Below are 15117 nucleotides of genomic sequence, written 5' to 3'. Positions count from 1 at the left end.
TGTATACTAGAGTAGGCGGACAATCCGGAAGGGGCAGACTTCCTTGACCGCTGTACCCGAGCCTCTGGAATCCTCGATGTCCGCTTCACCCTTGCTTGTCCCGCTTGCTCCTGGAATGGCGCTGTGGCCCTGGGCCGCGCTGCGCGGCGCCGGTTTTCCCGCAGAGGATGTGCTCCGGCTCGCGGCACCGAGCGCCGCCGCCGCCGCGGAGGCCTGGCTTGCGACGGGGGCTGAAACACCCGGGGACGCACTGCGTGCCACGTTCGACGCGGATTTGCTGAATATCAGCGCCGCGCTGCGCTCCCTGGCGGGTGAGACGCGACTGCGCGAGGCCCTGCTCTGGCAGAACCGTCACGCGTACAAGACGGGCGTCGAGCCACTCGCGGCGCTGCCCGCCACCGCGCGCAACAGCAAGGCCCGGCAACGCGAGCGGCTGGTCGCTTCCTACGTTCAGCGTTACAGCACCAAGAATGACACCATCGGGTTCTTCGGTCCGGTGGGTTGGGCGCGGCTGACGCAGTCGAGTGACGCCTTGCGTTTGTCGCCGGGGCAGCAACTCGTCTCCCGGCGCGCCGTCTACTTCGAGGCGTGGTGCATGGACACGCTCGGCGCCGCGCTGGTCCAGGACGCCACCCTGCGACGTTGGGCGCCGCCTCGGCTGTTGCCGTATTTCCGCCTGGAGGGCCAGGTGCTGCATGGCCCCATGCCCACGCCCGTGGAGCTGTTGCCGTCGCAGGCGCTGTTGCTCGCGCGGTGTGATGGCACGGTCAGCGCAGTGGCCATCGCGGAGGCGCTCACGCGCGGCGCCGAGCCCGCCTTCGCGAACGTGGACGAGGTCTACGACGCGCTGGACCAGGCGAGCGGGATGGGAGTGCTGGCCTGGGGTTGGGACGTGCCGCTGCTGGTGCGCCCGGAGGTGGTGCTGCGCGGCGCGCTGATGGCGATTCCCGATGCGGATGCTCGGGCGCGCGCGCTGGCCCCGCTGGACCGACTGGAGCACGCGCGTGCCGCCGTCGAGGCCGCGGCTGGCTCACCCGAGTCGCTGGACGGAGCGCTCGCGGAGCTGGAGGGCGTGTTCAAGGAAGTGACGGGCGCGCTTCCGACGCGCGCGGCGGGCAAGACGTACGCCTCGCGCACGCTCATCTACGAGGACTGCGTGAGGGACGGCTCGCTGGAGCTGGGGGCTCCGCTGCTCGCGCGACTCGGACCCGTGTTGGAGCTGCTGCTGACGGGGGCTCGCTGGCTGGTGGGCGAGGTGACCCGTCGCACGGGCGTGGGCCTGGAGGCGCTGTTCGACAGGCTGTCCCAGGGAGGAGCGACGGTGGAGCTCACCACGCTCCAGCTCGCCTTCGTCGAGGGCATTCAAGATCCGGCGTCCGCGACGGAGCTGATGCCCATCCAGGAGATTGTCACCGAGCACCGTCGTCGCTGGCGTGAGCTCTTCGCCCTCGAACCGGGTGTCCGTCGTCAGACGCGCACCGTCGAGGCACTGCGTCCCCTGGTGCGAGAGAGCTTCGTCACGAGCGGAGCGGGGTGGAAGCGCCGCTGGCATGCGTCGCCGGACGTGATGATCGACGCGGCGAGCGACGAGGCGGTCCGCGCCGGGGACTACCAACTGGTCCTGGGTGAGCTGCACCTGTGCAACAGCATCTCCTCGCTCTTCGTGGAGCAGCACCCCGCGCCCACGGAGCTCTTCGCTCTCGCGGAGCGGTGTGCCACCGAGGCGGATATCATCCCGGTGTTTCCCAAGTCCGAGTGGAGCCAGCGGACGCTGCCGTGCCTGTTCCCTAGAGGCAGCCTCCACTACCTCTCCGGGCAGGAGCCGTCGCCGAATCCTGGCGCTCGCGCCTTGCGCGTGGGTGACCTTGTGGTGGAGCGCCGCGACGGCGCACTGGAAGTCGTGGACCGCGTGAGCGGGCGCCGCTTCGGGTTGATGGACTTCCTGGCCGTCTATCTGGAGCACCGCTGCGCGAGCGCCTTCGACCTGGCGCTGGGCGAGGACTACTCGCCGCGACTGACGGTGGATGGTGTCATCGTCGCCCGCGAGCGATGGAGCGTGCCGGCGGCGAGCCTGGGCTTCGCCAGTGTCACGGAGGCACTGGAGCAGTGGCTCGAGGCCCGGCGCTGGCAGCGCGGACTCGGCATCCCTCGCTTCGCGTTCTTCAAGGTGGAGACGGAGCGCAAGCCCTGCTTCGTGGACTTCGACAGCCCGCTCCTGGTGGAGATGATGGCCAAGCTGGTGCGGCGCGCGCTGGAGGAAGCTCCGTCCTCGCGGGTCAGCTTCTCGGAGATGGTGCCGGACCCGGACCACCTCTGGCTCACGGATGCGGCCCAGCACCGATATACGAGCGAGCTTCGCGTGGTCTGCGAGCTGTCTTGAGCGACTCCCACGCAGTCGACGTGGTTCACCTCTACCCATGAAGGAGCAGTACGGCATGCGCGCGCCCGAGCCGATTCCCGGCGGAACGTTCCCTCCCGACATCAAGGCGTTGCACGGGGGGCTGTCCTCCGCGGCCGCGGAGTTCCTGGACTTCGCCGAGCGCGTCCCGGAGACCTTCGCGCGGCACAGTTTCGCGCCGAGCGAGGCGTCACCGCTCTTTCCCTACCAACTGCACGCCTGGCCCCTGTTCATCGACGCCACGGCGGTGGTGGCGATGCGGGAGATGGCCACGAAGCTGTGCCGACTCATCAAATGCGCGCCACGGCGACTGCTCGGGGACGCTGGCAGCGCCGCGGCCTGGTACGGGCTCTCCCAGGAGCGCGCCAGCGAGGCGCTGGACTGCCTCGCGCGCACGGACGACGCGCGCGGAGCCATCAGCCGGGGTGACTTCATCCACGATGGCACGGCCCTGAAGTGCCTGGAGTTCAACCTGACGGCGGGGGTCGGCGGCTGGGAGACGGCCTTCCTCGTCCAACAGGTCATGTCGCAGCCCGCGATGCACCGCTTCGCCACCGAGAAGGGGCTGCGCGTCCGTCAGCCCCATACCCTGCGCGTCTTCTTCGCCAACATCGTGGACTGCGTGCGCCGCGACACCGAGTGGGAGGGCGAGTGCAACATCGCCATCCTCTTCCCCCCGAGCGGACTTCCGGGGCCGGCGCTCGCGGAGCAGGCGTGCCGACTCTTCACCAGCCAGCTCATGGAGATCCTCCGTCCTGAGGGCGCGCGGGGCGAGGTCTTCATGACCACCTACGGCGCGGTGAAGAGCGCCGAGGGACACCGCCTCACCACCCAGGGCAAGCGGCTGCACGCGGTGGTCGAGTACGAGGCCCGGGATCGTCTCCTGATGGCGGGCCCGGAGTTCATCGAAAACGCGCGGGCCGCCACCTCCGCTCGCTCAATCAGCCTCTTCAACGGTCCCGCTCAGGACGTGCTCGACGACAAGCGCAACCTCGCGCTCCTGTCGGAGCGTGTGACGTCCTCCGCGCTGTCCGCCGAGGAGCAGGCGCTGGTGCGCACCCACGTGCCCTGGTCTCGCCGTGTCGAGCGGGCCCACGTCGAGCGCGGGGGCGAGCGCGTCTTCCTTCCGGAGCTGCTGTCCTCCCGGCGCGAGGAGCTGGTGCTCAAGGCGGGGCGGGACTTTGGCGGCGCCTCGGTGTTGCTCGGGGAGTCGACGCCCGCGCCCGCGTGGGACGAAGCCGCGCGCAAGGCGCTCGATGAGGGCGGCTGGGTGGTGCAGGAGCGGGTGCGGTCCGCGCCCTTCCACTACTTGGGACCCGATGGTGGGGTGCTGCCTCACAGCGTCATCTGGGGCCTCTTCGTCCTCGGTGAAACCTACGGCGGTCACTCGCTGCGCCTGTGCCCCATGGGAAAGGGCACAGGCGTCGTCAATGTCTCGCAGGGCGCGATGTTCGCCGCCCTCATCGACTTGGAGTGAGCCGCCGGCTCCGCGTCACTGCTCGCGGTACTCGCGACCGAGCGTCTGCTGCTTGCGCATCTTCTTCATCGCGCTCACCGCGATGGAGGGGATGAGCTTGGGGCCGATGCGCGCCAGCATGGACCAGGTCCACCACCAGTAGTTGGTGGCGATGGCGTCCTCCACCGTGTACACGCGGTGCCACCAGCCATAGGGCAGGTAGAGGATCTCCCCGGCCTCCAGGACGAAGTCATAGTCGGGGACCTTGCCCGCGGGCAGCTCGTCCGGCTTGCCCCCGTGCGGCGTCAGGTCATGCGCGCTCATCACCGACCAGGGGTGGCTGAGCTTCGCCGGCCGCAGCTCCGCGTCCCGTGACGGCGCGTACAGCTGCCACTGCTTGCGGCCCACCATGACGGCGTGCAGGTTGTGCGCGCGGTCGAAGTGGAGCTGGGTGAAGGTGCCCTTCGGCCCCATGAAGAAGAGCTGCTCGGTGAGGCGCCGCTGCACGGCGTACTCGTCGAAGCGCACGTCGCGGTGCAGGGCGGGGAGGGTGCGGAACAAGTCGTTGCCGATGAGGTAGCCCGGCGTCTCCTCGCCGTCCTTCACCTTCAGCGAGGCGACGTAGTCGCGCATGGTCATCTTCCGCACGCGGCCCACGCGCTCCACGTCGCCAGCGGGGCGTGCGTTGTAGCGCAGCCACTCCACCGGGACGCTCACGTCGCCGTACTGCTGGATGAACCAGTCGAAGGTCCACCGCTCGGCGGCGGGCCAGCCCTTCATGGCATCCGTGAAGATGATGGGCTTGTTGTTGGCTTCGAGGCCTTCGTAGAAAGCCCGACGGTTGTCGAGCGGCATGCGCTCGGGGACCTGGGGCCCGACATCCTTCTGCACGGTGGCGGTGCTCATGACAGCTCTCCTGGGTGGCGCGTCACGCCGCGTTTTCTTCGGCCTGGGCCTTGGGGCCCTCGCGCGTCAGTCGCTCGAAGTTGTTGTCGATGCCGTGGCGCACGTCCGCCAGCATGTGGATCTCGAACTCCTGGAACGCGAACGACGGCCACGCGCGCAGCAGCGTCAGCAGCGTCTCGTGCGAGTCGGCGTTGATGATACAGAGGCCCATCTTCGGGAGGACGTAGTAGGCACAGTCCATGGTGCCGTCCTGGAGGCGGGCGCCCACCCACTCGCGAACGGAGCGGTTGAGGGCGATGGGGTCCGGGGGCACGGGGCCCGAGGTGCGGTCCTTGACGTAGATGAGGTACTTCATCGGGGCAGCTCCTTTGGGGAGGGTCAGCGGGAAGGCGCGGGCCGCGACTTCGCGAGGCTCCGGCGCATGTTCTGCAACAGGCCGCGAGGCGTCTGCCGCAGGAAGAAGTGGTCGCCCAGGAATGTCTGGGTGAAGAACGTTCCGGAGGTGAGCTGGCGCCAGGCCTCCGTCGCGTCCTCGGGGACGTAGTCGTCGAAGCCTCGGAAGGCGGACAGCGGACAGGCCAGGGCGGGGCCCGGCTTCCATGTGTAGCCCTCGCACACGGCGGTGTCCGCCAGCAGGGTGGTGCGAATCAGCTTCAGCAGCTCTTCCGCCATGTCGCCCGAGACGGAGATGGCCTCGCCCATGCGCCGGGCCTCGGCCGCGTCGATGTCGTGCGTGATCGCCGTGGGCGGGTGGGCCTTCAGCGTCTGGGGCGCGCGGTAGCTGGCGACGAAGAGGTGCAACGGCGTGGGGAGCCCCCGCTCGCGCAGCGCCCGCGTCAGCTCGTACGCGAGCAGCGCGCCCATGCTGTGCCCGAACAGGGCGAAGGGCTTGTCCCCGTGTCGCGCCACCACGTCCACCAGGAAGTCGACGACCCGCGGCAGCTCACGCAGGGGCGGCTCACGCAGCCGGTTCTCCCGGCCGGGGAGCTGCACCGGGCACACCTCGATGTCCTGTCCCAGCTCCGCCTGCCAGGTGCGGAACAGCGACGCGCTGCCGCCCGCGTGGGGCAGGCAGAACACCCTCACCCAGGCGCTCGGCTGCGGGACGTGGAAGGCCAGCCACTCCGCCGCGGCCAGGGCGGGGGAGGGCGACACCGGGGATGTCATGAGAGCACCTCGCGCCGGGCGACAGGGGCGTCGGCCTGCCGGGCGGGCATGTCGATCAGCTTCTGGTACACGACGCGGTTGGCGGCCACCATGCGCGGCAGGCCGAAGAGCTCCACCACGCGCTGCTGTCCGGCGAGGCCCATGCTCCGAGCGCGCTGGCGGTCCTCCAGCAAGTGGAGCTGCGCGTTGGCGAGTGCCTCGATATCCACCTCGCGCGGGCCTCCTGGCGCGCCGGGCAGCACCGGGACGAGCATGCCCGTCTTCTCGTGCTCGACGATCTCCGCCGGGCCTCCAGACCTCGTCGCCACGAGCGGGAGCCCGGAGGCCATGGCCTCGATGGCCGTGTAGCCGAAGGGTTCGTACAGAGAGGGCACCAGCGCCAGGTCCGAGATTCGGTGCAGCAGTCCGAGCTGGCGACGCGGCAACTTGCCCAGCAGCTTGATGCGGTGGCGCAGGTGCGCGTAGCGCTGGGTCAGCCCTTGCACCATCTGCGTGGACTCGCGCGAGTCGGTGCCGCCCGCCAGGAGGAAGCGCACCTCTGGACGTTTGGCGAGCACGCGCTCGGCGGCGGCGAAGATGGCGGTGATGCCCTTCTGCGGATGGAGCCGGCCCGTGTAGAGGACGACCGGGTCATCGGGCGTGGCCACCGTGGCGCGCAGCCGCGCGTACTGCTCGGGCGTGTGCGAGGGCTCCAGGAAGGGCCCCGCCTCCATGCCGCAGTGGATGGTGTGCAGCAGCGACGCCGACAGCCCGTAGGTCTCCCGGATGAGCTCGCTCATGGACTCACTCACCGAGATGACCGGTGTCGTGCCGTCGTAGAAGCTGCGCTCCTCCTCGAGGATCTCCGGGTCGGGCGTCTGGCCCCACCAGCGCTCGGCGGGCTCGGAGATGTAGTGGCTGGTGCCCAGCACGGGCACGCCGGCCTCGCGGCCGAGCACCCGCGCGGCGCGGTGTGTGTGCCACTGGTGGAAGTGGATGAGGTCCGGCTGCTCCTCGCGGATGCGCTCGCGGCCGTGGTGGACCAGGTCCTCGTTGAAGAGGCGGATGCCACGCACCAGCGAGAGCTGCGCCGCTTGCGAGAGGCTGCCTCGGCTTGGCGGGACCAGGTGCACGGTGAGGTTGGGCTCGCGAAGCACGGCCGGCTCGCCCGGGGTGTACGCCACGACGGTGACCTTGCACCCGCCACGGGCCAGCCCGCGGGCCAGTTCGTAGACGTAGGTGCCCACGCCTCCGGCCACGTTCGGGGTGTACTCCATGGCCAGGATGAGGGCCTTCAGGGGTGCGGAGTTGGGAGATGCCATCGGCTGTTTCTCGAAAGGGGTGGGAGCGCGGCTAGCGACTGGCCGCGACCTCTTCGGGGGTGAGCTCCGCCAGCATCTTCAGCAGGGCCTCGACTTCCGGATCATCATGGCCGGGGCTCTTGCGCTGCTCGGCCACCAACGCCGCGAGGCGGGCGACCGTCGGTGCCTCGAACAGGGACTGCAGTGGCACCGTGAAGCCGAAGGTGTCCCGCAGGCGACCCACCACCGTGGTGGCCAGCAACGAGTGCCCCCCGAGCGCGAAGAAGTCGTCGTTGAGCCCCACCGGCCGCACACCCAGCACGTCCTCCCAGATGCGCGCCACCGTCCGCGCGTCGTCCGTGTCGGGTGACACGTACTCCGTGGACAGCGCGGGGCGCGAGTAGCCCGCGGACGCCGCCTCTTCATGCTCCCGGGCCTCGAGCGTGCGCTCCGGTGCTGGAGCGGAAGCCAGCGCGCGGTGTCCATCCGGGGAGACCCAGTAGCGCTTGCGCTCGAAGGGATACGTGGGCAGCGGGACGCGCAGTCGTCGCTCCCCTCCGTGGAAGGCCTCCCAGTCCACGTCCACGCCCGAAAGCCACAGCTGCCCCAGCGCGCCGAGCAGCACGGCCGTATCCGGCTGCCGCGTGTCCGGGTGGCGCAGTGAGGTCATCGTGGTGGGCGCCTGCGGGAGCGCGCCGGGCTGGGCGGCGAAGGTGGACAGCGTGCGTCCGGGACCGACCTCCAGCAGCACCTGCGCGGGCCGCAGCAGCGAGAGCCCCGCCGCGAAGCGCACCGGCTGGCGCAGATGGCGGGCCCAGTACGCCGGGTCCGTCGCCTCGGCGGCCGTCACCCAGGTGCCCGTGACGTTGGAGAGGTAGGGCAGTTGGGGCGCGGACAGCTTGACCCGCCGCACGCGCTCGGTGAACGGCGCGAGGATGGGGTCCATCATCGCGGAGTGGAACGCGTGCGAGGTGTGCAGCTTGCGAGCCTGCACGCCGCGCTCCTCGAGCCGGGCCCGCAGTGCTTCCACCGCGTCGTCGGGTCCGGCGACCACCGTCAGCGAAGGCGCGTTCATCGCGGCCACGGACACGCGCGCGTCCAGCAGCGGCGTCAGCTCCGCATGCGGCAGCGCGACGGAGAGCATGGCCCCCGACGGCAGCTCCTGCATGAGCTTGCCGCGCGCGGCCACCAGGGCCAGCGCATCCGGCAGGCTGAAGACGCCCGCGAGGCACGCGGCCACGTACTCACCGATGCTGTGGCCAATCATCGCCTCGGGCTGAACGCCCCAGCTCATCCACAGCCGGGCGAGCGCGTACTCGATGGTGAAGAGGGCGGGCTGTGCCAGTCGCGTCTGCTGCAACTGGCGCTGGGCCTCCTCCGCGCGGTTCGCGGCGGGGAAGAGGACCTCGCGCAGGTCCTGGCCCAGGTGCGGCGTGAGCCGGGTGGCGCAGTCGTCCACCACCGCGCGGAAGGCGCGCTCGCTCTCGTAGAGGCCCTGGGCCATTCCCGCGTACTGCGCGCCCTGGCCGGGGAACATGAAGACCGTGGAGCGGCCCGTGCGCTCCTCGGCGGCGGACAACTGCCGCGCGGTGTCGCCCAGCGCCGTGAGCGCGTCCTCGCGCCCCTGACACACGATGGCGCGGCGATGCGCGTGGCGACGCCTGCCGACCTGGAGGCTGTACGCCGCGTCCGCGGGCTCCAGGCCCGGGTTCGCGCGAAGGTGCTCCGCCAGTCGCTGGGTCTGCGCGGCGAGCGCGGCGGGCGTGCGAGCCGACAGGAGCAGGAGCTGCTGCGCGCGGGCGGCCCGGACAGGGGCTCGCGTCGGCGGCTCCTCGAGGATGACGTGGGCGTTGGTGCCACCCATGCCGAAGCTGCTCACGCCAGCGCGCCGGGGCCCGTGGGCGGAGGCCTTCCACTCGCGCAGCGTGGTGTTGACGTAGAAGGGGCTCTCGTCCCAGGGGATGTTGGGGTTGGGCGTCTCGAAGTTGAGGCTGGGCGGCAGCTTGCGGTGCTTGAGCGCCAGCGCCGTCTTGATGAGGCCCGCCACGCCCGCCGCCGCGTCCAGGTGGCCCAGGTTGGGCTTGAGCGAGCCGAGGGCGCACGTGCGCGGCCCCGCCGCCTCGTCACCGAAGGCCCGCGTCAACGCCTGCACCTCGATGGGGTCTCCCAACGCCGTGCCGGTGCCGTGCGCCTCCACGTAGCCGATGCTCGCGGCGGACACGCCCGCGCTGCCCAGGGCCTCGGAGATGACGGCGGCCTGTCCCTCGACGCCCGGCGCGGTGTAGCCCACGCGCGCGGCGCCGTCGTTGTTCACCGCGGAGCCCTTGATGACGGCGTAGATGTGACTGCCATCCGCGAGCGCGTCCTCCAGCCGCTTGAGCGCCACCACTCCCGCGCCGCTGCCGAAGACGATGCCCTTCGCCTGCGCGTCGAACGAGCGACAGCGCCCATCCGGCGAGAGGATGCCACCTTCCACGTAGCGATAGCCGCCCTGGAGCTGGAGGTTGATGGACACGCCTCCCGCGAGCGCGACGTCACACTCCTGGTTGAGCAGGCTCTGGCAGGCGACGTGGACCGCGACGAGCGACGTGGAGCATGCGCTCTCCACGTTGAAGCTGGGGCCGCGAAGGTCCAGCTTGTAGGAGACGCGCGTGGTGAGGAAGCTGCCCGCGTTGCCCAGGTTGAGCTGGAGCGGGTCCGCGGTGCGAAGGAGCTCCGCGTTCCCCATCAGGTTGAGCAACAGATACGTGCTCAGGGCCTGGCCACCGAAGACGCCCACCAGGACGTCCTGGGGCGGCGCTCCCTGGCCCGCGTCCTCCAGTGCCTCCAGCGCGCACTCCAGGAACAGGCGCTGCTGCGGGTCCATCACCTCCGCCTCGCGCGGCGTGTAGCCGAAGAAGGCCGCGTCGAAGCCCGCCACGTCCTCCAGTCGCGAGGCCACCTTGATGAAGTGGGGATCCGCGAGCACCTCCGGGGGCAGGCCGGCCTTCAGCACCGCGTCGTCCGACAGAGGCTCGATGGCCTCCACGCCGTCGCACAGGTTGCGCCACAGCTCATCCAGGCTGCGTGCGCCCGGGAAGCGCCCGGCCATCCCGGTGATTGCGATCTCCATGCCCGTGTTGCCTTCCGACACGCTGGTTCCTCCCCCTCAATTGCCGGACTGGCGGCGCTGCTGGATTTGCTCCCGGCGCCGCGCTCCTCGGCTCCTCCGGTCGCTGGTGGTCGTCGTCGGCGCCGGGTCCTGTCCGCGCGTCAGGAGCCGCGCCATGGCGCTCAAGGTGGGGTTCTCGAAGAGCGCCACCACGGGCACGTCCGTGCCGAAGCGGCGCTTCACCTCGTTGATGACCTTCAGGCCAATCAGCGAGTTGCCACCCAGCTCGAAGAAGTTCTCGTGCAGCGACACGCTCTCCACGCCCAGGAAGCGCCGCCAGATGTCCGCCAGCTCGCGCTCCGCGTCGTCCATGTTGGTGGGCGCCGCGCGCTCTCCCTTGGGCGCGTCGTCCGTCTCCACCGGGCCCATCAGGTCCTGGAGGAAGCTGGCGCTGCGGGCCATGGCCGCGCGCAGGTCCTGCGTGGACACCACGACGTGCGTGGGCATCTGCGCGAGCACGCGCTCGAACACGTCCACTCCCTCGGTGGGGGACAGGGCGTGGGTGAGCATCGCCTCGCGCAGCGCGTCGGCCCCGCCGGGAATCTGGGTGGTGACGGCCTGGCCCACCTCGCGCCACGTGTCCCAGCCCAGGGAGATGACCGGCAGGCTCCCCGTCGCCGAGGCCTGGTAGGCGAAGGCATCCTGGAAGGCGCACGCCGCGCAGTGGTCGATCTGCCCGGGCTCGGCGGTGAAGGCCGTGCGGGACGAGCAGAGCAGGAGGAAGTCGAGGGGCATGCCCTTCAACAGCTCGTGCAGCACCCACGTGCCTCGCACCTTCGGACGGAGGACATTTTCCACCGCCTTCCGGGTGCGAAGCTGCGCGAGCCCACCCGCGGGCACACCCGCGGCATGGATGACGCCATGCGGATCGCCAAAAGTCTCACGCGTGCGGCGCATCACCTCCGCCATCTGCCCCGCGTCGCCCACGTCCGCCTGGAGCACCAGGACCTCGGACCCGAGTGACTCCAACACGAGGACCCGGCGAATCCGCTGGCTCACCACGTCCTGCTCGTCGTGTGCGCCCAGCCACGCATCCCAGTGGCTTCGTTCCGGCATCGCGCGGTGACCCACCAGCACCAGCCGGGCCTGTACCTTGCGCGCGAGAGACTCCGCCAGCACCAGGCCGATTCCGCCCAGGCCACCAGTGATGAGGTACGTGCCCCGAGGCCGCAGCCGCGTCGGCGCGCCCGCCTCCGGAGGCGTCAGGTGCGCGGGCTCCAGGGACTGCTCCCAGCGGTGGGCGCCTCTCAGCGCGACCGCGCCGTTGGAGGACGCTGCGGTGACCTCACCCGCCAGTCGTGCCGCCAACGCGGGGAGCTCCGTCGGACTTTCGGGCAGCTCCACATCGAGCGTCCGACACGTGAGGCCCGGCACCTCATGGGGCAGCACGCGACATGCGCCGAGCAGCGTGGCCTTCTCCGAGGCGAGTGACTCGTGGCCGGTGACGGACTGCACTCCGGTGGAGACCACCGTGAGGTGTACCGACCCGGACGAACCCTGGCCTCCCAGCGCCTGCGCCAGGAAGAGCAGGCTGAAGAAGCCCGTGTCCTGGGCGCGCTCCACGCCTTCCAGGCCCGCGCCCGTTGCATCCACGCTCCACAGGTGGACGATGCGGTCGGGTCGCGGCCCGTCCTCGGTGAGCGCGGCCAGCAGCGTCGCGTAATTCTCCGCGCGGCCCGGGTTCACCTCGAAGTCTCCGTCCTCCAGCCGGCGGAAGTCAGGCCCGGACTTCACGCGGGTGACCCGGCCGCCGGTCTCCATGAGCCGCGCCGCCAGCGCGTCACCCAGCCCCCGCTCGTCGACGAAGACGAGCCAGTGACCCAGGGTGGCCGCGGGCACGCGCGGGGCGAGCGTCCGCTTCCAGGACGGCAGGTAGTACCAGTCGGAGGCGTCCTTGCGCCGGGCGAGCGAGGCCTCTCCGCCAACGATGGCGCCCACCAGCTTCGGGTCCAACCAGTGCCGCTTGCGCTCGAAGGGGTAGGTGGGGAGCACCACGCGCCGGCGCTTCTCTCCGGCATAGAGGCGCTTCCAGTCCACCGGCACGCCGGCCATCCAGAGCCGGCCCAGGGTGGTGAGCACGAAGCGCACGTCGGAGCCCGGCTCGCGAGGAGCGCGCATCGACGTGAGCACGACGGTGGACTGGTCGCGAGCCACCTGGAGCCGCGCGAGCGAGCCCAGCGTCCGGCCGGGGCCCACCTCCAACAGCACGCGCGAGGTGTCCTCCATCAGGCAGCGCAGGCCGGGGCCAAAACGCACCGTCTGCCGGAGGTGCCGCACCCAGTAGCGCGGGTCCGTGGCCTCCTCCTCCGTCACCCACGTCCCCGTCACACCGGACACGAAGGGCAGCTTGGGCGTCTGCAGCTTCAGCCGACTCACGAAGGCGGAGAACGCCGGCAGGATGGAGTCGATGATGTGCGAGTGCGCGGCCACGTCGATGTGGACCCGACGGTGCTCGATGCCACGCGCCGCCAGCTCCGTCGAAAGCGCGTCCACGGCGGCGGTGTCTCCGGCCACCACGCACTGAGTGGGTCCATTGACGGCGGCCAGCGACAGCCGCTCGCTCAGCAGCGGCAGCAGTTCCTCCTCGGACAGGGCCACGCTCACCATGGCGCCCGAGGGGAGCTGCTCGAAGAGGCGACCCCGCTCGGTCACCAGGGCGAGCGCATCCTCCAGCGAGAAGACACCCGCGAGGCAGGCGGCGACGTACTCGCCCATGCTGTGGCCAATCATCGCCTCGGGCTGGATGCCCCAGGACTCCCACAGCTTCGCGAGCGCGTACTCCACGGTGAAGAGCGCGGGCAGGCCCACGGACGGGCGAGGGAGGGGCGCCGAGGCGTCCGCGTCTCCAGGCGGGTAGAGCACCGCGCGCAGCGACGGGCCTCCCCGGCGCGACAGCAGGGCGGCGCACGCATCGAAGGCCTCGCGAAAGGCGGGCTCCGTCTCGTACAGCTCCTGCCCCATGCGCACGTGCTGGGCCCCGCCACCGGGGAAGAGGAACACGACGGGACGTCCACCGTCCTTCGCCATGCCGGTGAACACGCGCTCCGGTGCCCCATCGGTCAGCACGGTGGCCGCGTCCTGGCCGTCCTCGCAAATCACCACGCGCCGATGGGCGAAGGCCTTTCGGCCGATCTGGAGGGTGTAGGCCACGTCCGCCAGTTCCTGCTCCGGATGCGCCGCCAGGTGCGCGCCGAGGTTGTGGCTGAGCGTGTCCAGCGCGCCCGGCTTCTTCGCGGAGAGGGCCACCAGCTTCCACGGCCGGGTGGGGCCGGAAGGCGCGGGAGGAGGAGGCGCTTCCAGCAGCGCGTGGGCGTTGGTGCCGCCAATGCCAAAGGAACTCACGCCCGCGTGGCGCCGGTGGCCATGGGGCTGCCAGTCCTTCAGCGTGGCGTTCACATAGAAGGGGCTCCGGGCCCAGTCGATGTTGGGGTTGGGCGTCCGGCAGTGCAGGGTGGGAGGGATCTGCCCGTGCTCCACCGCGAGCGTCGCCTTGATGAGGCCGGCCACGCCCGCCGCCGCGTCCAGGTGGCCGATGTTCGACTTGACCGAGCCCAGCGCGCAGAAGCTGGTGGCCTCGGTGCCCGCGCGGAAGGCGCTCGTCAGCGCGGAGACCTCCACCGGATCTCCCAGCAGCGTGCCGGTGCCGTGCGTCTCCACGAAGCCCACTTTGTCCGGCGTCACGCCCGCCAGCGCATGGGTGCGGGCAATGACCTCCGCCTGTCCCTCGGAGCTGGGGGCGGTGTAGCCGAGCTTCGAGGCGCCATCGTTGTTGACGGCCGTGGCGCGGATGACGGCGTGGATGTGGCTGCCGTCCGCCAGCGCGTCCTCCAGCCGCTTGAGCACCACCACGCCCACGCCACTGCCGAAGAGCGTTCCCTGGGCCTCGGCATCGAAGGGGCGACAGTGCCCGTCCGGCGACGCGATGCCACCGGGCTGGTGCACGTAGCCGGTGCGCTGGGGCATGTCCACGGACACGCCCCCCGCGAGCGCCACGTCACACTGGAAACCGAGCAGCGCCTGACAGGCCAGGTGGGTTGCGACCAGCGAGGTGGAACATCCCGTCTGCACGTCGAGGCTCGGACCCTTGAGGTCCATGTGGTACGCGAGCCGCGTGGCGAGGAAGTCCTTGTCGTTGCCAATCATCACCTGGAAGCTGTCGCCTGAATCGAGCAGCTCCGGGTGCGTGTGCAGGTTGAAGAGCAGGTAGGTGCTCAGGCTCGTTCCGGCGAAGACGCCCACCGAGCGCGACTCCGTGTCCAGCCCGTGGCCCGCGTGCTCCATCGCCTCCCAGGCGCACTCCAGGAAGATGCGGTGCTGCGGGTCCATCAACGCCGCCTCACGCGGCGAGTAGCCGAAGAAGCCCGCGTCGAAGGCATCCACCTGCTCCAGCACCGCCCCGGCCTTCACGAAGCCCGGCTGCCTCAGTCGCTCTTCGGGGACACCCCGCGCGCGCAGCTCGTCGTCCGTGAAGAAGCGGATGCCCTCCACGCCGTCGCGGAGGTTGCGCCAGTAGGCTTCCACGTCCGGAGAGCCCGGGAAGCGGCCGGCCATGCCGACAATGGCAATGGCCAGTGCATCGCCGTCATTCAGGTTGTCTTCGCTCATGGCGGTCGAAGCACTCACAGGCAGGAGGAGAATCAGGGGGAGGCGTGTCTGGAACGTACGAACGGTCCGCACATACGGTTTCAAGGCGGAGGAACGTCCGTGACGAATGTGCTGGAGCCGTCGCCCGCGGCGGTCCCCCGGCCGCCGCGAGTCA

8 protein-coding genes are annotated in these 15117 nt (G+C 70.5%); 2 read left to right on the top strand and 6 right to left on the bottom strand.

The features are described from left to right. Positions 1-76: 76 nt before the first annotated feature. Both HUA75_RS34360 and HUA75_RS34355 read left to right on the top strand, forming a co-directional pair. The gene (locus tag HUA75_RS34360) at positions 77-2380 is read left to right on the top strand and encodes a lantibiotic dehydratase (RefSeq protein WP_254627905.1); all 2304 of its coding nucleotides are present in this window, start codon (positions 77-79) and stop codon (positions 2378-2380) included. Positions 2381-2417: 37 nt separating this feature from the next. Beyond that, a complete protein-coding gene (locus HUA75_RS34355; protein WP_254627904.1) occupies positions 2418-3875 on the top strand; it encodes a hypothetical protein in 1458 nt (485 codons plus the stop codon). 15 nt (positions 3876-3890) lie between these two features. On the opposite strand, the gene HUA75_RS34350 is transcribed toward HUA75_RS34355, so the two are convergent. From HUA75_RS34350 to HUA75_RS34325, 6 genes are read right to left on the bottom strand one after another with little or no spacing between them, the layout of a single operon-like run. Further along, on the bottom strand, positions 3891-4760 hold the full coding sequence (locus HUA75_RS34350; RefSeq protein ID WP_141640643.1) for a cupin-like domain-containing protein: 870 nt from the start codon (positions 4758-4760) through the stop codon (positions 3891-3893). Positions 4761-4782: 22 nt separating this feature from the next. Beyond that, a complete protein-coding gene (locus tag HUA75_RS34345) occupies positions 4783-5115 on the bottom strand; it encodes a hypothetical protein (protein ID WP_141640644.1) in 333 nt (110 codons plus the stop codon). A 23-nt stretch (positions 5116-5138) separates the two neighbouring features. After that, entirely contained in the window at positions 5139-5927 is a 789-nt protein-coding gene (locus HUA75_RS34340) for a thioesterase II family protein (protein WP_141640645.1), read from the bottom strand. Then, positions 5924-7228, bottom strand: coding sequence for a glycosyltransferase family 4 protein (locus HUA75_RS34335; RefSeq protein ID WP_174488783.1), 1305 nt, complete (start codon positions 7226-7228; stop codon positions 5924-5926). The genes HUA75_RS34340 and HUA75_RS34335 overlap by 4 nt, the downstream gene beginning before the upstream one ends. Positions 7229-7259: 31 nt before the next feature. Continuing rightward, a complete protein-coding gene (locus HUA75_RS34330; RefSeq protein ID WP_371746254.1) occupies positions 7260-10340 on the bottom strand; it encodes a type I polyketide synthase in 3081 nt (1026 codons plus the stop codon). Between the two features lie 15 nt (positions 10341-10355). Further along, positions 10356-14963 (bottom strand): type I polyketide synthase, encoded by a 4608-nt coding sequence (locus HUA75_RS34325; protein WP_174488782.1) that lies wholly within the window; start codon positions 14961-14963, stop codon positions 10356-10358. Between the last annotated feature and the right edge of the window lie 154 nt (positions 14964-15117).

The sequence above is a fragment of the Myxococcus sp. CA040A genome, from assembly GCF_013336725.1.
In the GTDB taxonomy this organism is placed as follows: domain Bacteria; phylum Myxococcota; class Myxococcia; order Myxococcales; family Myxococcaceae; genus Myxococcus; species Myxococcus llanfairpwllgwyngyllgogerychwyrndrobwllllantysiliogogogochensis.
The sequence above is the reverse complement of the archived record's forward strand: the minus strand, read 5'-3'. Positions and strand labels throughout refer to the sequence as shown.